The 20,741-nt window shown below is 73.8% G+C and carries 20 protein-coding genes; 11 read left to right on the top strand and 9 right to left on the bottom strand.

Features of this window, described 5'->3' with window-relative positions:
- The first annotated feature begins 152 nt into the window (after window positions 1-152).
- The 3 genes from ADK60_RS36545 (at window position 153) to ADK60_RS36535 (ending at window position 3,540) form a co-directional block, all read left to right on the top strand.
- A complete protein-coding gene (locus ADK60_RS36545; protein ID WP_159400724.1) occupies window positions 153-1,265 on the top strand; it encodes a hypothetical protein in 1,113 nt (370 codons plus the stop codon).
- Between the two features lie 158 nt (window positions 1,266-1,423).
- The gene (locus tag ADK60_RS36540) at window positions 1,424-3,106 is read left to right on the top strand and encodes an alkaline phosphatase D family protein (protein ID WP_199839837.1); all 1,683 of its coding nucleotides are present in this window, start codon (window positions 1,424-1,426) and stop codon (window positions 3,104-3,106) included.
- Window positions 3,107-3,165: 59 nt separating this feature from the next.
- Complete coding sequence (locus ADK60_RS36535) at window positions 3,166-3,540, top strand: VOC family protein (protein ID WP_053651125.1); 375 nt, start codon at window positions 3,166-3,168, stop codon at window positions 3,538-3,540.
- Here ADK60_RS36535 and ADK60_RS36530 read toward each other — a convergent pair.
- From ADK60_RS36530 to ADK60_RS36515, 4 genes are all read right to left on the bottom strand, one after another.
- Window positions 3,537-4,229, bottom strand: a complete 693-nt coding sequence (locus tag ADK60_RS36530; RefSeq protein ID WP_107094809.1) for a potassium channel family protein — start codon at window positions 4,227-4,229, stop codon at window positions 3,537-3,539. The genes ADK60_RS36535 and ADK60_RS36530 overlap by 4 nt on opposite strands.
- A 201-nt stretch (window positions 4,230-4,430) precedes the next feature.
- Window positions 4,431-4,730, bottom strand: coding sequence for a Sec-independent protein translocase subunit TatA (tatA, locus tag ADK60_RS36525; protein ID WP_030393690.1), 300 nt, complete (start codon window positions 4,728-4,730; stop codon window positions 4,431-4,433).
- A 183-nt stretch (window positions 4,731-4,913) separates the two neighbouring features.
- Window positions 4,914-5,549 carry a class I SAM-dependent DNA methyltransferase gene (locus ADK60_RS36520; RefSeq protein WP_045939567.1) on the bottom strand — a complete coding sequence of 212 codons (636 nt, stop codon included), beginning with the start codon at window positions 5,547-5,549 and terminating at the stop codon, window positions 4,914-4,916.
- Window positions 5,550-5,686: 137 nt separating this feature from the next.
- A complete protein-coding gene (locus ADK60_RS36515; protein WP_053651119.1) occupies window positions 5,687-7,237 on the bottom strand; it encodes an MFS transporter in 1,551 nt (516 codons plus the stop codon).
- Window positions 7,238-7,372: 135 nt separating this feature from the next.
- Here ADK60_RS36515 and ADK60_RS36510 point away from each other — a divergent pair, with 135 nt between their 5' ends.
- Window positions 7,373-8,023, top strand: coding sequence for a TetR/AcrR family transcriptional regulator (locus ADK60_RS36510; RefSeq protein WP_079008997.1), 651 nt, complete (start codon window positions 7,373-7,375; stop codon window positions 8,021-8,023).
- Between the two features lie 3 nt (window positions 8,024-8,026).
- Here the strand turns inward: ADK60_RS36510 and ADK60_RS36505 are convergent, their stop codons facing one another.
- On the bottom strand, window positions 8,027-8,344 hold the full coding sequence (locus ADK60_RS36505; RefSeq protein WP_045939570.1) for a cupin domain-containing protein: 318 nt from the start codon (window positions 8,342-8,344) through the stop codon (window positions 8,027-8,029).
- 210 nt (window positions 8,345-8,554) lie between these two features.
- On the opposite strand from ADK60_RS36505, the gene ADK60_RS36500 reads away from it, so the two are divergent.
- Complete coding sequence (locus ADK60_RS36500) at window positions 8,555-8,821, top strand: hypothetical protein (RefSeq protein ID WP_045939577.1); 267 nt, start codon at window positions 8,555-8,557, stop codon at window positions 8,819-8,821.
- Window positions 8,822-8,903: 82 nt separating this feature from the next.
- Here ADK60_RS36500 and ADK60_RS36495 read toward each other — a convergent pair whose 3' ends face one another.
- Window positions 8,904-10,061 (bottom strand): acyl-CoA dehydrogenase family protein, encoded by a 1,158-nt coding sequence (locus ADK60_RS36495; protein WP_199839836.1) that lies wholly within the window; start codon window positions 10,059-10,061, stop codon window positions 8,904-8,906.
- A 214-nt stretch (window positions 10,062-10,275) separates the two neighbouring features.
- Entirely contained in the window at window positions 10,276-10,590 is a 315-nt protein-coding gene (locus ADK60_RS36490) for a hypothetical protein (RefSeq protein ID WP_053651118.1), read from the bottom strand.
- 261 nt (window positions 10,591-10,851) lie between these two features.
- Here ADK60_RS36490 and ADK60_RS36485 point away from each other — a divergent pair, with 261 nt between their 5' ends.
- From ADK60_RS36485 to ADK60_RS36470, 4 genes are all read left to right on the top strand, one after another.
- Window positions 10,852-11,571 (top strand): DedA family protein, encoded by a 720-nt coding sequence (locus ADK60_RS36485; protein WP_053651117.1) that lies wholly within the window; start codon window positions 10,852-10,854, stop codon window positions 11,569-11,571.
- A gap of 127 nt (window positions 11,572-11,698) precedes the next feature.
- Complete coding sequence (locus tag ADK60_RS36480; protein WP_234371446.1) at window positions 11,699-13,609, top strand: threonine/serine exporter family protein; 1,911 nt, start codon at window positions 11,699-11,701, stop codon at window positions 13,607-13,609.
- A 69-nt stretch (window positions 13,610-13,678) separates the two neighbouring features.
- Complete coding sequence (locus ADK60_RS36475) at window positions 13,679-14,812, top strand: hypothetical protein (RefSeq protein ID WP_199839835.1); 1,134 nt, start codon at window positions 13,679-13,681, stop codon at window positions 14,810-14,812.
- A 307-nt stretch (window positions 14,813-15,119) separates the two neighbouring features.
- Complete coding sequence (locus ADK60_RS36470; protein ID WP_053651116.1) at window positions 15,120-16,601, top strand: C40 family peptidase; 1,482 nt, start codon at window positions 15,120-15,122, stop codon at window positions 16,599-16,601.
- Between the two features lie 245 nt (window positions 16,602-16,846).
- On the opposite strand, the gene ADK60_RS36465 is transcribed toward ADK60_RS36470, so the two are convergent.
- Complete coding sequence (locus tag ADK60_RS36465) at window positions 16,847-17,248, bottom strand: RidA family protein (RefSeq protein WP_053651115.1); 402 nt, start codon at window positions 17,246-17,248, stop codon at window positions 16,847-16,849.
- 94 nt (window positions 17,249-17,342) lie between these two features.
- Between ADK60_RS36465 and ADK60_RS36460 the strand changes: the two genes are divergently transcribed.
- Both ADK60_RS36460 and ADK60_RS36455 read left to right on the top strand, forming a co-directional pair.
- Window positions 17,343-18,317 carry a helix-turn-helix transcriptional regulator gene (locus ADK60_RS36460; RefSeq protein ID WP_053651114.1) on the top strand — a complete coding sequence of 325 codons (975 nt, stop codon included), beginning with the start codon at window positions 17,343-17,345 and terminating at the stop codon, window positions 18,315-18,317.
- 150 nt (window positions 18,318-18,467) lie between these two features.
- Window positions 18,468-19,781 carry a GNAT family N-acetyltransferase gene (locus ADK60_RS36455; RefSeq protein WP_079008994.1) on the top strand — a complete coding sequence of 438 codons (1,314 nt, stop codon included), beginning with the start codon at window positions 18,468-18,470 and terminating at the stop codon, window positions 19,779-19,781.
- An 89-nt stretch (window positions 19,782-19,870) separates the two neighbouring features.
- On the opposite strand, the gene ADK60_RS36450 is transcribed toward ADK60_RS36455, so the two are convergent.
- Window positions 19,871-20,695 carry a TetR/AcrR family transcriptional regulator gene (locus ADK60_RS36450; protein WP_234325940.1) on the bottom strand — a complete coding sequence of 275 codons (825 nt, stop codon included), beginning with the start codon at window positions 20,693-20,695 and terminating at the stop codon, window positions 19,871-19,873.
- Between the last annotated feature and the right edge of the window lie 46 nt (window positions 20,696-20,741).

The raw sequence follows: 20,741 nt of genomic DNA, 5'->3' as shown, positions 1-20,741 counted from the left end.
GTTCCGGCTCGCGTGGCGGGGCGGCGGGTGGGTAGCGTCACGGTCGGCGGGGACGCCGCCGCGTCCGGACGGGGGGCGGGTCCGGGGCGGTACGGCAATCGGTGCGGCACATCGGTGCGGCAATCGGTACGGGCTAGGCGGGGTGCGTGGGGATGTCGGACGGCGAGTGGTGGCGCAAGCAGGGGCCCTGGAGTGAGCCGCCGGGGGGTGCCGGGGCCTCCGGCGGGGGTGGCGACGGGGACAGCGTGTACGCGGGGGAGCCGGCGCCCGCAGTCCCGCCGCGCCCCCAGGAGCCGCCGCGTCCCGTCGGGCCGCCGTCCGGTGGGGCGTCCGGTGGGCCGGGCGCGGACGGCGAGGCGTCCGGGTCGCCCGCCGCGTTCCTGCCGCCTCCCACACGTTCCGGCCAGGGCCGAGGCGCGGGACGGGGCACCGGCCAGGGCGCCGACCGGGGCGACGGCTCGCCGTGGCTGGCGAAGCCGGTCGAGGACGCCCCCGCGGACCCGGAGGCGCTGCCGCCGTCCTACCGCGCGGTGAGCACGGGCGACTGGGACTACGTGACCATCGACTTCGGGGACGGCCCGATCGCCTCCAACCGTCCGATCCCCGAGCAGCGGACCGCCGCCGACGCCGCCGCGGCGCCCGGGGCGGGCGAGGACGCGGCCCAGGGCGACCCGGCGGCGCCGGACGCGGCCGCGGGGGACGGGGCGGCGCCGACGGAGGGCGGGGCGGCCGGGAAAGGCAGCCGGAAGGGCAGGGCCAAGGGCAGCGGGAAGGCCCCGGCCGGGAAGAGAACGGGCGGGAAGAAGGCCCCGGCCCGGGGGAAGAACGGCCCCGCCGGGTCGGGCCCCGCCGAGGATGCCCCCGCCGGGAAGGGCGGTCCGGCCAAGGCCCCGGGCGGGCGGCGCCCCTCGCCCCTGCTGCTGCTCTCCGCCGCGGTGCTGGTCGGCGGCGCCGTCACCGGCCAGCTGATCGCCATGCTGATCGGCTGGGCGCTCGGCTACCTGTCCCGCCAGCTGTCCGACTTCGTAAGGAAGTTGGCGGTGTTCGGGATCCCGCTGATGGTGATCAGCGGCAGCTCGCTCTTCTACTGGGGCCGCGCGCAGGGCCGCTGGGGTGCGGCCCCGGCGCCGGCCGAGCAGGGCTCCCACGCGATGTGGGAGGCCGCGCCGGGGGTGCTGCGGGTGGCGGCCGTGCTGTCGGCTGTCTTCCTGCTCCTGATGTCCCTGCGCCGGAAGGGCGGCGGAGCGCCGGGCGCCGGTCAGTAGCGGCAGCCGCCCGGGCCGCTGTCGCAGGGTCAACTCCGTTCCGGGGGGAGGGAAGAAGGACGAAGACGTCGCCTGCTGTTCACGGGGCGCTCCATCCCCGTCTGATGGAATTGCCGGCCGTGGTGTCACCGATGCGCAACAGCTGCAGGAGGTCTCCCGTGCCGTCGTCCCCGTCCTTGCCCCCGCTCTCCCAGACGTCCCCGTCGTCCCCGGTGCCGTCGCCCGCCCCCGGGCGTCCCCGGACCGCCGCGATCGGTCGCCGCGGCCTGCTGGTCGGCGCGGCCGTCGCGGTGGGCGCCCAGGCGCTCAACATCCGTACGGCGCACGCGGAACCCGTCCGCCGGGACCCGTTCCTGCTCGGCGTGGCCAGCGGCGACCCGCTGCCGGACGCCGTGGTCCTGTGGACCAGGCTGGTCGCCGACCCCTTCGACGCCGCCGCCATGGGCCCCCGCTCCGTCCCGGTGTCCTGGGAGGTCGCGGCGGACCCGGGCTTCCGCCGGACCGTCCGGCGCGGCGTCGCCGCCGCCGAGGCCGGACGCGGGCACAGCGTGCACGTCGACGTGCGCGGGCTCCAGCCCGGCCGCGACTACTGGTACCGCTTCCGCGCGGGCCGCCACCTGAGCCCGGCCGGCCGCACCCGCACCGCCCCGGCGGCCGGCGCCCACCCCGGCCGGCTCCGCCTCGGCGTGGTCAACTGCCAGGACTGGCAGCACGGTTACTGGCCCGCGTACACCGCCCTGGCCGCCGAGGACCTCGACGCCGTCGTGCACCTCGGCGACTACATCTACGAGACCGACCCGTCCAGCCAGTACCCGGACCGCCTGCACACCACCCCCGGGACCCCCGGGATCAACCAGCTCCTCACCCTGGCCGACTACCGGGCCAGGCACGCGCTGTACAAGACCGACCCGGCCCTCCAGGGCGCGCACGCCGCCTTCCCCTGGATCGTCACCTGGGACGACCACGAGGTCGAGAACAACTACGCCGGCCTGGTCGACGAGATCGACGACACCGGCGCCCGCCACCAGGACACCGCCGCCCTCGCCCGCGAGCGCGCCGCCGCCTACCAGGCCTACTACGAGCACATGCCGCTGCGGAACCCGTACCGCACCGGCTCGCCGGACTACCGGATGTACCGCCGCTTCGACTTCGGCGACCTGCTGCGCCTCAACGTGCTCGACACCCGCCAGTACCGCACCGACCAACCGGGCGGCCACTCCCAGGACTTCGGCCCGGTCGCGGACGGCCTGGGCAACACCGCCGGCACCCTGACCGGCGCCGAGCAGGAGGAGTGGCTGCGCCGCGGCCTGTCCGGCTCCCGGGCGCGCTGGAACGTCATCGCCCAGCAGGTGATGATGAGCCAGATCCGCTTCCCCGACTTCCTGGACCCGGCCCACCCGCTGCCGCCGCTCGCCAACCTCGACCAGTGGGACGGCTACGACCCGGCCCGCACCCGGCTGCTGCGCTTCCTGCGGGACGCGGCGGTGGCCAACCCCGTGGTGCTGGCCGGCGACATCCACTCCTCCTGGTTCAGTGACCTGCGGATCGACCGCGACGACCTCGCGGCCGCGCCGGTCGCCGTCGAGTTCACGGCGACCAGCGTCAGTTCGGACTTCCCGGTCGCGTTCGACGCGCCGCTCAAGGCGCTCAACCCCACGCTCAACCCGCATGTCCGGTACTTCGAGGGCCTGCGCCGCGGCTATCTGCGCCTGGACGTGGACCGCGAGCGGTGGCTGACGGACGCCCGGACGGTCGACAGCATCGCCGTCCGGGAGTCGCCGGTGCGGACCTCCGCCTCCTGGGCGGTGGTGGCCGGCGAGCCGGGCCTCGTCCCGGCCTGAGCGTGCGCCGACCGGCCCGGGCCGCGAACGGCTCGGGCCGGTCGGGCACAATCGGCGGCATGCTGAGAGTCGGTTCGGTGGTGCTCGGAGTGGTGGACGTCGGCCGCGCGGCGGCGTTCTGGGGCGAGGCCCTGGGGTACACGCCCCGGGACGGTGAGGCCGGGGACGACTGGGTGGTGCTCGTCCCGGCGGACGGCGCCCCCGGGGTGCAGGTGGCACTCGGCCGGAGCGCCACCCCACCGCAGGAGCACCCGCGGGTGCACCTGGACCTCTACGCGACCGACGCGGCGGACCAGGCGGCCGAGGTGGAGCGGCTGGTCGGCCTGGGCGCGAGCCGGGTCGACTGGGACCTCTACCCGGAGGACCCGGACTTCGTGGTGCTCGCCTGCCCGGACGGTAACCGGTTCTGCGTGATCGACACCAGTCGTTCCTAGCCGCCCTCGTGCCCGCCGCCGTCACGGTGGTGCTTGCGGCCGCGCAGGAGGCCCCGGCTGCGCCGGCCCTGGCCCAGGCCGGGGCCCGGTTTGCCGCCGTGGCCGTGGCCGTGACCGAGCCGGTGGCCGGGAAGCGGACCGGGGCCGTCCTCGGCGCGGTGGGCGCGGACCTCCATCCCCGAGCGGACGGTCCGGCTCAGGGCGCCGGCGGCCGCCGCCAGGAAGACGAAGTTGTAGACGATCTGCAGGAGCACCACCAGCCGCGGCCCCTGACCCGCCGCGGTGATGTCGCCGTAGCCGATGGTCGCCATCGTGACGACCGTGAAGTACAGCGCGTCCAGACGGGTCACCAGCCCGTGGAACTCGCCCGGACTGTCGGCCATGACGTAGTAGGTGCCGGCGAAGACGGTCAGCGAGAAGCAGATCAGGAAGGCCAGCCAGACGCCGGGATGGCGGCCGGTGCCGCGGATGCTGTCGACGATCCGGGCCAGTAGCAGCCCGGTCAGCAGGGTCAGCACCGCGGCGAAGAGCACCCAGCTCAGCAGCGGGCGGTCGTCGCCCAGGGCGCGCAGCGGCAGGGTGAAGTAGCCGAGCATCAGCAGGGCGAAGGAGCCCAGCAGCAGTCCCCAGGCCCGCGGGTCGGGATGCACCAGGGGCGGGGTCGTCGGCGGCTGCTGGTTCGCGGACATCCCGGCCAGCCTGCCCCGGCGCGGCGCGGCCCGCCGCCCGGGCTGCTCCGTCCGGGCTGTCCGGTGCGGGCTGTCCGGGCCGAGGTCCGTGGGCCGAGCACCGGGACCGGGAGTCGAGCACCGGGACTGCGGCCGGTGCCGGGCACGACGAAGCCCCCGCCGTTCGGGCGGGGGCTTCGGTCGGCTTCGTACCGCCGCGGATCAGGCGGTGGTGGACCGGGGCGCCTCGGTGGCCTTGGTCACGTTGGTCGGGTTGACGGCGGCCGGGCGGGGCTGCTCGGCGGCGGGCTGGGCCGGGGCAGCGGTGCTCTGGGCGGTACCCGGCGCGGCGTCGGCGGCGGGAGTGTCGTCCTCGCGCATCGCCTTCGTCTCCGCCTTGAGGATTCGCATCGACTTGCCGAGGCCGCGGGCCATCTCCGGCAGCTTCTTCGACCCGAACAGCAGGATCACGACAGCCAGCACCACAAGCACGTGCCAGGGCTCAAGACCGTTACGCAGCATCCCTGGCCACCGGTCCCTTCTCGTCTAGAGTGATACGTCACAGTTGGGCAAAGCGCCCGTCCTGGCCAGTATGCCTGTCCACAGCGGCGAACGTATACACCGGCCGGGAAACGCTGGTCAAAAACCAGGTGCTGCGCGGGCGGACGACCGAGGGTGCGGGACGCCCGCCCGCCGCCCGTCCGGTCAGGTCCGACGGGCCAGCAGATACCCGCGGCGGGTCGGCGCCTCCTCGGGGTACGGGTCGCGCTCCAGCCGGGCCGTGACGGTGAAGCCGGCCTCCGTCAGCAGGTCGGCGACGTGGTCGGGCTCCAGGGAGCGGAAGTCCACGTCCACCCGGTGGCCCCACCACTCGTCCAGGGTCTTCACCCCGGTGCCCCGGTGGAACGAGACCAGCAGCACCCCGGACGGCCGCAGCACCCGCCGCATCTCCTCGAAGGCGGGCCGCAGCTCGCCCGGTTCGAGGTGGATCACCGAGTAGAGCGCCACCGCGGCGGCGAACTCCCCGTCGGCGGCGGGCAGCGCCAGCAGGTCGCCGACCCGGAACTCCGCCCCGGGGTGCTCCCGCCGCGCGACCGCCACCATCGCGGGCGACAGGTCCACCCCGACCGCGGCCCCCCGCTCGCCCAGCCAGCCGGTGATGTGCCCCGGCCCGCACCCCAGGTCCGCCACCGTCCCCCCGGCGGCCTCCTCCAGCACCACCCCGAGCAGTGCCCGGTCCATCACCTTGAACGCCAGCTCGCCCCCGATCCGCTTCCGGTACTCCTCCGCCACCGTGTCGTAGCTCGCCCGCACCCGCCCGTGAACACCGTCGTCGCTCATCCCTGCAGCCTGGCACGCGGCGCGGCCCCGCACCGGCGAACGGCCGCAAGGCCGTTCGGCCGAACGCGGCAGCCCCCGCCCGGGGTGGGCGGGGGCTGCGATGACGCGCGTGCGGGGGACCGGGTGGAGCGGGCGGGTCAGACGGTGGCGGGCTCGGGGGTCTTGGCGACCGGGGCGGCGGCGGGGAGGTGGCGCATCAGGCGGTAGGCGAGGAGGGAGGCGCCGACCGCGAGGACCAGGCCGACCACGGCGGCGACGTGCAGGCCGTCGGTGAAGGCGGCCCGGGCGGTGGCGAGCAGGTCGGTGCCGAGCCGGCCGGGCAGCTGGGCGGCGACGGTGACGGCGCCGCCGAGGGTGTCCTGCGCGGTGCGGGCGGCCTCGCCGTCCAGGCCGGCCGGGAGGGCGCCGTCCAGCCGGGAGCGGTAGACCGCGGCGCCGGCCGCGCCCAGCAGGGCGATGCCGAGGGAGCTGCCGAGTTCGACGGCGGTCTCGGAGGTGGCGGAGGCGGCGCCGGCCCGCTCGATCGGCGCGGCGGAGACGACCATCTCGGCGGTGAGCGTCATGGTGCCGACGGTGCCGGCGGCCAGCACGCCGGCCGCGGTGAGGACGAGCACCAGCGGCGAGTCCGGGCCGACCAGGGTCATCATCGCGAAGCCGGCCGCGCCGATCAGGAAGCCGCCGGCCATCATCGCCGCCGGGCGGACCTTCCCGGCGAGCGCCGAGCTGAGACCGACGGCCGCGCCGACACCCACGCTGGGGACGAGCGACCAGAGCGAGGCGGTGAGCGGGCTCATGCCCTTGACCAGCTGCAGGTACTGCGAGGTGAAGAGGGTGAAGCCCATCATCGCGAACATCGCCACGGTGTTGACGGTGATCGCCCCGCTGAAGGCGCGGATCCGGAACAGGGCGAGGTCGAGCAGCGGGTTGGCGGCGGTGCGCTGGCGCCAGTAGAACGCGCCGACCAGGAGCAGGCCGACCGGGACGGCGAGCGCGGCGACCGGGTCCCAGCCGTCCACCGCGAGCGTCTTGACGCCGTAGACCAGGGGCAGGACGGCGCTCGTCGAGAGGACGGCGCCGAGCAGGTCGAAGCCGCCGCGCTGCGGGGAGCGGTACTCGGGGAGCAGGGCCGGGGCGGCGAGCAGGACCAGGGCCATCACCGGGACGGCGAGCAGGAAGACCGAGCCCCACCAGAAGTGGTCGAGCAGCAGACCGCCCGCGACGGGGCCGAGGGTGGCGCCGGCGGTGAGGATGCCGCCCCAGGCGCCGAGCGCGATCTGACGCTGCTTGGGGTCGTGGAACATGTTGCGGATCAGCGCGAGGGTCGAGGGCATCACGGTGGCCCCGGCGACGCCCAGCAGGGCGCGGGCGGCGATCAGCTGGCCGGCGCCGTCCGCGTAGGCGGCGAGCAGCGAGGCGCCGATGAATCCGGTCGCGCCGATCATCAGCAGCCGGCGGCGGCCGATCCGGTCACCCAGCGCGCCCATGGTGATGAGCAGCCCGGCCAGCAGGAACGAGTACATGTCCATGATCCACAGCTGCTCGGTGCCGCTCGGCGCCAGCGTGGTGGAGATGTAGGGGACGGCGAAGAAGAGGACGCCCATGTCCATGGTCAGGACGAGGGTCGGGAGCAGGAGGACGGCGAGGCCGATCCATTCGCGACGGCCTGCGCGGCCGGTGGTGGCGGTCATGAGGAAGACGGTACGGACGTGTCAGACGTTTGTCTAGTACGAGCGTCTGAATCGATCGTGCGAGACTCACGTACTAGACATATGTGCGAGACGTTCGTGCAAGACAAACGTCTTGATCGGACGTAGCATGCAGGCATGGGAAATCGTGAGGACCTCATGGCCGGCGCCAAGCAATGCCTCTTCGAGAAGGGCTATGCGCGCAGCACCGCCCGGGACATCGCCACCGCCTCGGGCGTCAGCCTGGCGGCGATCGGCTACCACTTCGGCTCCAAGGAGGCGCTGCTCAACGCGGCGCTGATCGAGGCCACGGAGGAGTGGGGCTCCGTGCTGGCGGCGGTGGTGGCGCGGGCGAGCGAGGCGTCCGACGACCCGGCGGAGCGCTTCGTCGCGGTCTGGGACGGTGTGCTCGGGACCATCGCCGAGCACCGCGGCCTCTGGGCCTCGCAGTTCGAGGTGATGCTGCAGGCGGACCGGGTGCCCGAGCTGCGGGAGGCGCTCGCCGGGATCCAGAAGGAGGGGCGGCTCGGACTGTCGGCGCTGTTCCAGGGGCTGCCCGAGGTGCCGGACACCGAGGAGGAGCTGTCCCGGGGCATCTTCTACCAGGCACTGCTGGTCGGCCTGGCCGGTCAGTGGCTGGCCACCCCCGACCTGGCACCCCGCGGGCAGGACTTCCTGCGCGGGCTGGAGCTGGTCGGCGGCTCGGTGCTGAAGCCGAAGGCCGCCCCGGTTGACGGCCCGGCGAACGGCCCGGCGGACGGCCCGCAGTGGCACGGGCCCACCGGCTGAGCCTCAGGCGGTGACGGCCGTCAGCAGCACCACCGAGTCGATGTGCGCGAGCAGGCCGTGCCGCTCCTGCGGGACGGTCTGCAGCTGACCGGCGGAGAGTTCCTCGCGCCGCCCCGCGACGGTGAGCGACACCCGTCCGCGCAGCACCTGGAGGCTGGCGGCGGCCGGGGCGTTGTGCTCGTCGAGCGAGGTGCCCGCGGTCAGGGCGATCACGGTCTGCCGCAGGACCCCGTCGTGCAGCACCAGATGGGCGCTGCGGCCGTGCGGGCTCTCGGCGGCCCTGGCCGCGTGTTCCGCGACGAGCTGTTCGAGATCGACCATCGCGCGTCCTCCTGCCGTTCTGCTGTCGCTCCGCCGTGCCGTCCCGCGGCGCCGCGGGACGGCGGCCGCGCCGGGGGGAGCCCTTGCGGCCCAGCGTCCCGGACCCGCCCCGCGCCCGCATGCCGAGCGGCGCCCGCGCGGGGACACGTGTGGACGCGTGTGGACGCGCTCGGCGTGCGGAGGCGGCCGACTGCACCCATGGTGGAGGGCATGGCGACCAACGAGCGTTCTTTCAGCGGGTTCCAGGTCAACCGCTCGCTGCTGGCCGGCGGCGCGGTGCTCACGGGCATCGGCGCGCTGTTCGGGACGGCGGGTGCGGTGATGGTGTGCGCGGCGCTGGCCACGGCCGGCCGCGACTGGATGCGGCGGCTTGACACCCCGCCGACGGCCCTGGCCCAGCGGGCCCTGCACGAGGCCAAGGTGGCGTCCTCGGCGGGCTGGGAGGCCTGGCGCACCGAGCACCACTCGCCCAACTGATCACCGGGCCGAGGCCGTTCGCCCGCCGTCGGTGTTCGCCCCTCCGCATGGAGGGGCGAACACCGACGGCGGGCCGGCCGGGCTACAGGCCGAGCGACTTGGCGACGATGCTGCGCATGACCTCGCTGGTGCCGCCGTAGATCCGGAAGACCCGGTTGTCGGTGTAGAGCCGGGCGATCGGGTACTCCAGGATGTAGCCGTAACCACCGTGCAGCTGCAGGCACTTGTCGATCACGCCGGACGCCGACTCGGTGCAGAACAGCTTCGCCGCCGCGGCGTCCGCGACCGTCAGCTCGCCGTCCTGGTACAGCTCCAGCGCGCGGTCGACCATCGACTGCTGCGCCATCACCTGCGACTCGCAGTCGGCCAGGGTGAACTTGGTGTTCTGGAACTCGGCGACCGTCTTCCCGAACACCTTGCGGTCCTTGACGTACTGCACCGCGAACCGCACCGCCGCCGCGGCGGCCGCGTAGGCGCCGACCGCGATCGCCAGCCGTTCCTGCACCAGGTTGTGGGTCAGGTAGCTGAACGCCTTCCCCTCGTCGCCGAGCAGGTTCTCCACCGGCACCTTGACGTCGGCGAAGGCCAGCTCGGCGGTGTCCGAGCTGCGCAGGCCGATCTTCTGGAGCTTGCGGCCGACCGTGTAGCCGGGGGAGGTGGTGTCCACGCAGAGGATGGAGAGCCCGGCCCGGCGGTTGTCCGGGTCGTACGGCGAGGTGCGGCAGACCACCAGGACGAGGTCGGCGAGGACGCCGCCGGTGATGAAGGTCTTGGCGCCGTTGAGGACGTAGTGGGTGCCGTCCTCGGAGAGCCGGGCGGTGGTGGAGATGCCGGCGAGGTCGGAACCGGCGCCCGGCTCGGTCATCGCGATCGCGGTCATGATGTCGCCGGAGACGAAGCCGGGCAGCCAGCGCGCCTTCTGCTCCTCGTTGGCGTACTCCAGCAGGTAGGGCAGCACCAGGCCGGTGTGCACGCCCGAGGACCCGAAGCCGACGCCGGCGCGCGCGGTCTCCTCGGCCACCACCGCCTGGTACTTGAAGCCGCTCTCGCCCGCGCCGCCGTACTCCTCGGGCACCTCGATGCCGTAGACGCCGAGCGCGCCCAGCGTGCGGTAGAAGTCGCGCGGCGGATGGCCGGCGGCCTCCCACTCCTCGTACACGGGGACGACCTCGTTGGCGATGAAGTCGCGGATGGTCTCGCGGAAGGCCTCGTGGTCCTCGGTGAACACGGTGCGGCGCACGGCGGCGCTCCCTTCGACGTGCCCGGCACGGCGCGACCGGGCGGCCCGCCGATGGCCCCACAAGTTAATCGGGGGTAGCTTCGGCTGTCCAGGGTCGGCGGAGCGGCGTTCGCGCTGTTCCCGCTGGTCAACGACGCGGCCGGGTGGGCACCCCGCCGGCGTGGGGTGCCCACCCGGCCGCGATCGGCGGATGTGCTCAGGGGCGGAGCGTCGCTCAGCCGCCGATGTGCGGGGCGAACAGGGCGGCGAGGTTGCCGTTGCCCTGCAGGGCGCCGATGTTGCCGGCGTTCCCGGTCGCCGCGAGGGTGTTGCTCTGGTTGCTGGCGCCCGAGCCGGTGGCGGTCTGCTGGGTGCCGACCACGTTGCCGTGGACGTTGCCGATGATGTTGCCGGAGCCGGTGTTGCTCACCACGCTGCTGTTGGAGTGGTGGTCCGCGCCGGCGCCGTTGTCGGCGTGGGCGGTGCCGATGCCGGCGAGGAGGAAGGCCCCGAGGGCGGTGACGGCGGCGGCTGCGCGGATACGGGACACGATGGTCTCCCTGAGGGTGGAGTGCGAATGGTGGCGCGTTCCGGAGTGGCCGCTCCGCAGCGCCGTTGCCTGACGTCGCACGACCAGGATTCATCAGGGCCCGGGAGGAACTCCACCGAATGGCCGAGGATTCGCCCGATGGTGGTACCCGGATGATTGTCCGACTGCTGCCCGGACCAGGGATGTTCGAAGGTTTCTTGGTGAATGCTTTACTGTTTCATTGCCAAGAGTCGACCCTTCAGGCCCTCAGGAGTCCGCCCCGTGACCAGCCTCGCCCTCGGCCCGTCCTGGCTCGATCCGACCTATCTGATCTCCACCTTCGGGCTGATCGGCATCCTGGCCATCGTCTTCGCCGAGTCGGGCCTGCTGATCGGCTTCTTCCTCCCGGGCGACTCGCTGCTCTTCACCACCGGTCTGCTGGTGGCCGGCGGCACCTATCTGCACCAGCCGCTCTGGCTGGTCTGCGCGCTGATCGTGGTGGCGGCGGTGGCCGGCGACCAGGTCGGCTACCTGTTCGGACGGAAGGTCGGACCGGGCCTGTTCCGCCGCCCCGACTCCCGGCTGTTCAAGCAGGAGAACGTGGAGAAGGCGGCCGCCTTCTTCGACCGGCACGGCCCGAAGGCGATCGTGCTGGCCCGGTTCGTGCCGATCGTGCGCACCTTCACCCCGGTCGTCGCCGGGGTGAGCGCGATGAACTACCGCGTCTTCGTCCTCTTCAACATCATCGGCGGCGTGCTCTGGGGCGCGGGCGTCACGGTGCTCGGCTACTTCCTCGGGCAGATCCCGTTCGTCCGGGACAACATCGAGGCGATCCTGGTCGGCATCGTGCTGGTCTCGGTGGTCCCGGTGGCCGTCGAACTGCTCCGCGCCCGGCGCTCCGCCCGGCGCTCCGGCCGGGCCGCTCCGGCCGTCGACGCCGCGCGCACCGACCGCGCCGCGGCGCCGGCCGCCGGGGCCGGCGGCCGCCACCGCGCCGGGTAGGCGTCCGCACCCGTCCGGGCCCGCCGTCCCGTACATGTGCGTCCGGCAGTTCGATCGGGCATGGTGTATCCGGAGATCGAACGGCGGCCCGGGGGACCGGCAGCGCCAGGGGCGGCAAGGAGCGGAAGTGCCGAAGCGGGGCCGGCCGGGCGGCGGCAAGAAGGCCAGGGGCGGCCGGGGCGGTCGACCGCCCCGGCCGCAGTCCCGGCCCGCCGCGGAGGCGCGTCCGCTCCACCCGTCCGCCGCGCCGCCCACCGAGGGCCTGCTCGGGCACCCCGCCCCGGTCGTCGAACCGACCGTGGAGATCCCGCTCCTCCTGCCCGCGCCCGAGACCAGGGGCCTGCTGGCACCCGAACCGGAGCCCGAACCAGAGCCCGAGGCCGAGCCCGGTCCCGAGCCCGGTCCCGAGCCGGAATCCGCCGCGCCGCCGTCGGACGCGCCGCCGTCCGACGCCCGGTCGGTGGAGGCGGCGCCGGCCGACGGTGAAGCGGCCGCCCCGGGCCGCCGCCGCCGTTCGGTGGCCGAGGACACCCTCACCCCCGAGGAGTGGCGGGCCGCCGGCTACACCCCGCCGCTCGGCATCCCGGTCGGCGCCCTCAGTCCCGGTGCGCCCGGTGAGGCGCCGTGGCCGGACCGGATGCGCACCCTGCTGCGCACCCCGATGTCCGAGCGCCCGGCCTTCGAACGGACCGCCCGCGAGCTGCACCCCTCGGTCGCCGCCGGCCGCAACGTCCCGCGCGTCCTCGACCTGACCCTGCGCATCGGCGAACTGCTGCTGGCCAGTGGCGAGGCCGCCGAGGACGTCGAGGCGGCCATGCTCGGCATCGCGCACGCCTACCGGCTGGACCGCTGCGAGCCGCAGGTCACCTTCACCCTGATCGGCATCTCGCACCAGCCCTCGCTGGTCGAGCCGCCGATCACCGCCGACCGGGTGGTGCGCCGCCGCACCTCCGACTACACCCGGCTGAACGCGGTGTACGAGCTGGTCGCGGACATCACCGCCGAGCGGGTGAGCGTCAACGACGCCTACCGCCGGCTCGCGCTGATCCGCCGCAACCGCCACCCGTACCCGGCCTGGATGCTCGCCCTGAACACCGGTCTGCTGGCCGGCGCGGCGACCTTCCTGGTCGGCGGGCGGATCGACGACAAGGCCTGGCTGGTCTTCCTCAGCGCCTTCGTCGCCGCCGTGCTCGGCGACCGGCTGGCCTCGCTGATCGCCCGTCGCGGCCTGCCGGAGTTCTACCAGTTCGTGCTGGCCGCGATGCCGGCCGCGGCCTCCGGCATCGTGCTCTCCTTCAACGACCTGGGCCTGCGCGGCTCGGTGGTGATCACCGGCGGGCTGTTCGCGCTGCTGCCCGGACGCGCCCTGGTCGCCGCGGTGCAGGACGGTCTGACGGGCTTCTACATCACCGCCGCGGCCCGGCTGCTGGAGGTGATCTACCTGGTGGCGGGCATCGTCATCGGCGTGATGCTGATCCTCTACCTGGGGGTCGGCTTCCAGGCGAAGCTCAAGCCGGACGAGTCGCTGGTCGGGATCAGCTACCCGCCGGTCCAGATGGTCGCGGCACTGGTGCTGACCTGCGCCTTCGCGATGCTGCTGCAGACCGACCGGCGCTCGCTGGCCCTGGTCACCCTGAACAGCGGCATCGGCTGGTCCAGCTACGGGGTGCTGGCCTACAACGCCCAGCTCTCGCCGATCGTCGCGACCGGTGTGGCGGCCGGCCTGGTCGGCCTCTTCGGCCAGCTGATGGCGCGCTACCGCAACGGCTCCGCGCTGCCGTACGTCACCGCCGCGATCGGGCCGCTGATGCCCGGTTCGGCGCTCTACCTCGGCATGCTGTCGTTCGCCCAGGGCCACCCCAGCGGCGGCCTGGTCCAGATCACCAGGGCGGCGGCGATCGCCCTGGCGCTGGCCATCGGGGTGAACCTGGGCGGGGAGATCGCCCGGCTCTTCATGAAGCTCCCGGTCGGGGTCGAGCGGCCTTCGCTCGCTCCGGTGATCCCGCGCCGGGCGGCCAAGCGCACCCGCGGCTTCTGACGCCGATCGTTGGCCTCCGGGCCATGTCGTGGCAGACCGCACGCAGCACCAGGAACGAAGGTAAGACGCATGACCACACTGCTGGACGGCTACCGCGAGCACATCGTCGACGCGCACAAGCAACCGCTGTTCCTGCTGCTGGTCGGGTTCATCACCTCGTTCGTCTTCATCCGGTTCAGCGTGCGGATGATCAGGGCCCAGGTCCGCTGGTGGCCCGGCAACGTGACGCCCGGCGGGTTGCACATCCACCACATGGTCTTCGGCCTGGGCTTCCTGCTGGTCGGCGGCATCGGGGTGTTCGCCACCTACGGCGGCCACCCGTGGATCGACCTCTTCGGCCTGCTCTTCGGCATCGGCTGCGGTCTGGTGCTGGACGAGTTCGCGCTGATCCTGCACCTGGACGACGTCTACTGGAGCGAGCAGGGCCGCAAGTCGGTGGACGCGGTGATCTTCGGCATCCTCTTCACCGGCCTGCTGCTGGTCGGCTACGTGCCGCTCGGCGCGGAGCCCACCGGGGAGACCAGGTGGGGCCTGGTCACGGTGATCTCGGTGAACGCGCTGGCCATGGTCGTCACCCTGCTCAAGGGCAAGATGTGGACCGGCCTGCTCGGCATCATGGTGCCCGGCCTCTCCTGGGTCGGCGCGATCCGGCTGGCCCGGCCGAGCAGCCCCTGGGCGCGCTGGCGGTACGCCGGGCGCCCGCGCCGCCGGGCCCGGGCACTCCGGCGCGAGCGTCGTCTGCACCGGCGCGCGGACATCGCCCGTACCTGGCTTTTCGACCTGATCGCCGGGGCGCCGGACAAGGTGTCGGCCAACCACCCGGCCGCCCACCGGGTGGCCGAGCGGATGGCCGCCCGGGCCAGCGCGCACCTGGACGCGCACACCGCCCGGGCGCTGGCCCGGCGCTCCGCGCGGCTGGCCGACCGGCGCTCGGCGGTGGGCGGTGAGCACCCGTCGGGCAGCCACCGGACCTCCGGGGCGAACGGCAACGGCGGCGCCACCGGCAACGGGGCGGCCTACGGCGGGTCGGGCGGCTACGGCGGGCCGGCCGATCAGACGGGGCCGCGGGGCGGGTCCCAGCGGCGCCGTCGCACCGTCCGGGCCGGCCGGGGCCGGACGTACGCCGTCCGGCCGACCGGGCAGCCCCTCCGTCCGGGGCGACACCGCTGGTTGCGGCCGCGGACGCGTCGGATGAGCCGTTAGTTCGTATACCATGACCGCCCGGCTGGGGCCGTTCTGCGGTCGGATCATCAGATGGTCACCCGGCCGGCGGTGCGGACTTGAGGTGTGAAACCCGCCCCGCTTGAGAACATGGCGAGCAGTGACCGTCTTGTCACGGAATGGGATGTTTTGCCGCACCTGTCGGCGCCGGACAGGCGGTGGGCGGGAGACGGACCGGCGATCCGCCGGAGCCGCTCGGCCCCCGCCCTCCCCGGTCCCGTCGCCGCCCCGGCCGCACCGCGGCGCGGGTGCGCGGCCGCTCCCTCGTGACCGTTCGAAGGGATGAATCGTGGCGCGCAGATTCCTGCCGACCCTCCTGTTGTCCCTCACCGCCCTGCTCGGGCTGCTTCCCGTCGCGGCGGCCGCCCCGGTGGAGCCGGGCGAGCCCAGTGCGGCCGCCGAACCGTCCGGGCCCGGCTCCTCCGGCTCTCCCGGCTCTCCCGGCTCTTCCGGCGAGCCCGGTTCCGCCGGAGCACCCGGGGAGGCGGCCTACCCCTCCGCCGAGGAGATCGACCGGTCCCGGGCCGAGGCCGATGCCACGGCCGGCTCGGTCGCCGCCATCGAGGCCGGCCTCACCGCCGCCAGGGCCGAACTCGACACCGCCGCCCGGACCGCCGAACAGGCCGTCGAGGCGTACAACGGCGCCCAGCTGGCCCTCACCCGGGCCCGGTCCGAGGAGTCCGCCGCTGCCGACCGGTCGGCGGCCGCCGAGGCCGAACGGTCCGCCGCCGCCGAGGACGCCGCGGCCCTGGCTGCCGAAACGTACCGGCAGGGCACCAGCGCCGAGCTCTCCGCGATCAACGCCCTGCTCGGCGCACGCGGCCCGCGCGAGGCGGGGGACCGGGCCGCCGTGGTCGGGGTCGCCAGCGACCGTTCCCGGCAGATCCTCGACGCGGCCGTCTCCACGGCCGCCGGGGCCGGCCGGGCCGCCGCCGCCGCGCGCACCGCGGCCGAGGCCGCCGAACGGGCCGCCGCGGCGGTCGGCGCCGCCCGGGAGCAGGCCGAGGCCCGGCTGACGGACCAGCAGAACCAGGTCGCGGCCACCGGTCTGAGGCGCGAACAACTGCTCGCCGAACTGGCGGCCGCCCGCCACACCACGGTCGAACTGGAGCGGCAGCGGCGCGAGGCGCTGGAGGCCATCGCGGCCCGGGAGGCGGAGGCGGCGGCACGCGCGGCCGCGGAGAAGGCCGCCGCCGAACGCGAGGCGGCGGAACGGGCCGCGGCCGAGCTGGCCGCGGCGGAGAAGGCGGCCGCCGAACGGGCGGCCGCCGAACGGGCGGCCGCCGAGGCCGCGGCTGCTGCCGCCGCTTCCGCCGCTGCCTCCACCCCCGCTTCCAGTCCCGCTTCCGGCCCCGCGAAGACCGGCCAGGCCGCCGCCGCACCCCCGGCCGGGCGGCCCTGGTCCGCGGAGAGCGCGGCCTCCGCCGTGGCTTTCGCCCGCGCCAGGATCGGCCTGCCCTACATCTGGGGCGGCGAGGGCCCGGCCGGCTACGACTGCTCCGGGCTGACCATGATGGCCTGGCGCGAGGGCGGCAAGCGGCTCAACCACTTCGCCGCCGACCAGTACGCGCAGTCCACCCCGGTCACCTACCGCCAGCTCCGCCCCGGCGACCTGGTCTTCTGGAGCGCCACCGGCCGCGCCGCCGACATCCACCACGTCGGCCTCTACATCGGCGACGACCAGATGATCGAGGCCCCCCGCGTCGGGATGCCGATCAAGCAGGCCAGCCTCTGGATCATGGGCACCCCGGACTTCTACGCCCGCCCCTGACCGGCCGCCGCCGGTTCTCGATCCCGTGACGTTCTCCCGGTCGCGACGGAATCCGGTCGGCCGGTCCGGCACGGGATCGAGAATCGCTGTCCGCCGCCATCACCCGCCTACGAGGCGGTCCCTCACCGGCGCGACGTGATGCCCGGACCTTCGTGTCCGACGGCGCTGTTCACCTTGCTGTGCCGCCCCGATGCCGAACCGCCACTCGCGTCGGGTCGAACAGCCCGGACGCGGGTGGCGGCGAGTCAGGGCCGGGCGGCGAGCGCCTCGACCTCGAACAGCACGTCAGGCGTGGCCAGGCTCGCGACACCGACCAGGGTCTGCGTGGGCGGCTTCGTACCCCAGCCCTCCTGCACGGCCCCGGCGATCGGCCCGAGCTTGCTGACATCGTGGTTCACCACATAGGTCCTGAGCTGGACGACGTGGCTGAGGTCGAGCCCATGGGCGGCAAGGGCGGTGCCGATGTTGCGGAACGTCTGCTTCACCTGCTCGGCGAAGTCGGTGGAGACGACTGCGCCGTCCGGGCCCGATCCGTACTGACCCGCGACGAGCACCAGTTCCGTACCTGCGGGGACGGTGGCGGTGTGGCTGTAGCCGAACGGGACCGGGTCGTGCAGGCCGTCCGGATTGACGATGGCGTGTGCCATGCGGGTCACCTCTTGTGTGCGGTGGATCTTGTCGTGCTGAAGCCTCCCAACAAATCACGACATCGTGTGTCGTGTATTCCGGTAGCGTTTTCGTGTGCGCGCCGATCGGTTGGTCTCGCTGGTGCTGCTGCTGCGGCAGCACGGTCGGCTGCCCGCGGCCACGCTGGCCCGGGAGCTGGAGGTGTCCACCCGCACCGTGTTGCGCGACATCGAGGCGCTGTCCGCGGCCGGTGTCCCGGTCTACGCCGAACGCGGTCGGCACGGCGGTTTCGCGTTGCTGCCCGGTTTCCGGACCGAGCTCACCGGACTGAACCACGACGAGGCCCTTGCTCTGCTGGTCGCCGGATCGCGGCGCGGCGCGCAGGCATTCGGCCTCGGTTCGGCGCTCGCTTCGGCGATGCTCAAGGTGGTCGACGCGCTGCCCGAGAGCTATCGGGACACCGCGGCCGGCGCGGCTCAGCGACTGCTCGTCGACCCGGAGACCGACCTCCTCTCACGTCGACTGGTTGGCGAGGAGGTGCCCGACACCGTCGTGGCCGAGGTCCTGCGCGCGGTGTTCACCGGACACAAGCTGCGGATCCACTACGCGGCTGCGGACCGGACCCCGGAGTGGCGCACGGTGGACCCGATCGGCTTGGTCACCGTGCGCGACCGGGGCTACTTGCTGGCCACGCGGTCCGGCGCCGACCGCACCTATCGGCTGTCCCGCATCCTGGCCGCCGAGGAACTCGCCGAACCGGCGCAGCGGCCGGACCGGGTCGATCTGGACCGGGCCTGGCAGGAACGCAGCAGGCAGTTCCGGACCGGCGGCGACCAAGTCACCGTGCTGGTGAGGGTGGACCCGGCGCGGCGGGAGGACCTGGTGGGCACCGCGCTGGCGGTCCTTGCCGAGGAGGCCGACGTGGACGGCCGGCTGCGGCTGGAGGTGACCTTCCAGGACCCGAGACACGCCGAATGGGCGGTGTGGCACCTCGGCACGAACGCGGAGGCCCTGGCCCCGCAGTGGTTGCGCGACTCCCTGCGCGACCGCGCCGCCGCGATCGCCACCTGCTACGGAGTGTCGTCCTGAGGCGGTACCGCGATCACGCGGAGCTGTCACGGCCCTGAGAATCCGGATCTCTGACATCCGGTTGAGAACGGTGAGAAGTGGCTGGTCACGTGGTCACGGGCCCGGAATAAATCGGATGCCGTCGCCGAAACCCCGCCGTACGGTGGGCGAATGGGCAACGAGACGAACGGCGGGCCCCGGGAGCCGGGCAGCGGCCGACCGGGGGAGCAGACCGACGCGGGTGACGGGATCGAGATCCGTGCGATCGGCGAGGACGAGGTCGAGGCGTGGGACCGGGCGCTCGCCAAGGGCTTCCTGCGCCCGCACGTGGGCTCGGCGACGGAGTTCCGCCGCCGGCAGTGGGAGCCGGGCCGGATGGTCGGGGCCCTGGCCGACGGCCGGTTCGTGGCCACCTTCCGCAGCTTCGACACCGAGCTGACCGTCCCCGGCGGCGCGGTCGTCACGGCCGACGCGATCACCGCCGTCACCGTGACCGCCACCCACCGCCGGCGCGGCCTGCTCCGCCGGATGATGACCGGGGACCTCGAGGCCGCCCGGGAGCGCGGCGCCGCGGTCGCGATCCTGATCGCCGCCGAGTACAACATCTACGGCCGTTACGGCTTCGGCCCCGCCACCCGGGGCCACGGCTGGAACATCGACCTGCTCCGGGCCGGCGGCCTGCGGGACGGCCTGCCCACCGTGCCCGGCGGGCGGATCGACCTGGTGGAGATGGCGGAGCTGCGCAAGCTCGGCCCCGAGCTGTTCGACCGCTGGCGGGTCACCCAGGCCGGCGTGATCGCCCGGGACGAGCTGACCTGGCAGCGCCAGACCGGCGAGATCGAGGTACCCGGCTTCGACTGGAAGGAGCCGTTCGCGGCCGTCCACCGGGACGCCGACGGCACCCCGACCGGTCTGGCCGTCTACCGGATCGACGACGAGTGGGACGGCTCCTACCCCAACTGCACGCTCACCCTCGTCGACCTGTTCGCCCTCGACCGGCCCACGGCCACCGAGCTGTGGCGGTTCGTCTGCTCGATCGACTGGGTCCGCAAGGTCGTGGTCGAGAACGTCGGCCCGGACGACCCGCTGCCGGTGCTGCTGAACGACCCGCGAGCGGCGACGCCGCACGTCGACAACGCCGACTACATGTGGCTGCGGGTGCTCGACATCGAGGCCGCGTTCAACGCCCGGACGTACGGCGCGGCCGGCCGCGCGGTGCTGGAGGTCGACGACCCGGCGGGCTACGTCGCGGGGCGCTGGGCGATCGAGGTCGCCACGGACGGTACCGGCCGCTGCGTCCGGACGGCCGACGAGCCCGATCTGGCGCTGGACGCCTCGGCGCTGGGCGCGCTCTACCTGGGCGGCGAGACGCTGCCGCGGCTCGCCGTGGCCGGGCAGGTCACCGAGCTGCGCCCCGGCGCGGCGGCGGCCGCGGACCTGCTGTTCCGCACGCCGCTGGCGGCCTGGAACATCGACGGATTCTGATCGGGCCCCACTGCCCGGAACGGCCGGCCTGCTTTCTGCGGGCCGGCCTTCTGCCGTGTGCCGTTCTGCTGCGTGCCGTTTTCTTCGTGCTATTTGACGGCGGTCTTCCCGATGGTGGGAAGAATGAAGTCCTGGATGAGCCCCTTGGCGTCGCGAACGATCGGCCGGAACACCCGATAACGCGAGAGGTTGATCACCCGGGCCGCCATCGGGGTGGACCGGCGGACGAATTCCCGGGTCCGCTCGGTGTCCTCGGTCCGGTCGAAGACCCAGTAGAGGACGACGACCATCAGGTGCAGCCAGAGCACGTCGGGCAGCAGCTCGACCAGTTCGGCGTCCAGCTTCGGTGCCAGGTCCGAGCCCTGCAGCACGTCGCGGAACAGCGCGACCGCGGTGGCCCGGGCCGGGTGCGACTCGTTGGAGAACGGGCTCAGGGCGCTGGTCGGATCGGCCGCCGTCCGGAAGAACTGCGCGGCGAACTCGTGGTACGGGGCCGCCGTGTCGAGCCAGGAGACCAGGGCGATTTCCAGGCGCTCGGCGAAGTCCCGGGTATTGGCCATGCGATTCCTGGCGTCCGCCGCATGGTCATATGTCATCCGGTCGTAGAAACCCTGGATGAGAAATTCTTTCGCCGAGAAATAGTAGTAAGCATTTCCGACCGAAACGCCCGCCTCGGCGGCGATGGCGCGCATGGTGGTCTTCTCGTAGCCGCGCTCCTGGAAGAGCCGCATCGCGGTCTCCAGGATCAGGGCCCGGGTCTGCTCGCTCTTGTCCGTCTTCGGCTGGGCGCGGCTGCCACGCGTCTCGGCGGTCGGTGCGGCGGGCGCCGAGGGGGCGCCGTCGGTGCCGTTGCCGTCGGTGCCGCTGCCGTCGTTCGTCGCGCTCGGGCCGTTCGTCGCTGCCAGGTCGTCCACGGCCCCGAGCCTAGCCCGATCGGCCGAGTCCCAGGCGGTGCCGGCA

This window comes from Streptomyces sp. XY431 (assembly GCF_001279805.1).
GTDB lineage: Bacteria > Actinomycetota > Actinomycetes > Streptomycetales > Streptomycetaceae > Kitasatospora > Kitasatospora purpeofusca.
The sequence above is the reverse complement of the archived record's forward strand: the minus strand, read 5'-3'. Positions and strand labels throughout refer to the sequence as shown.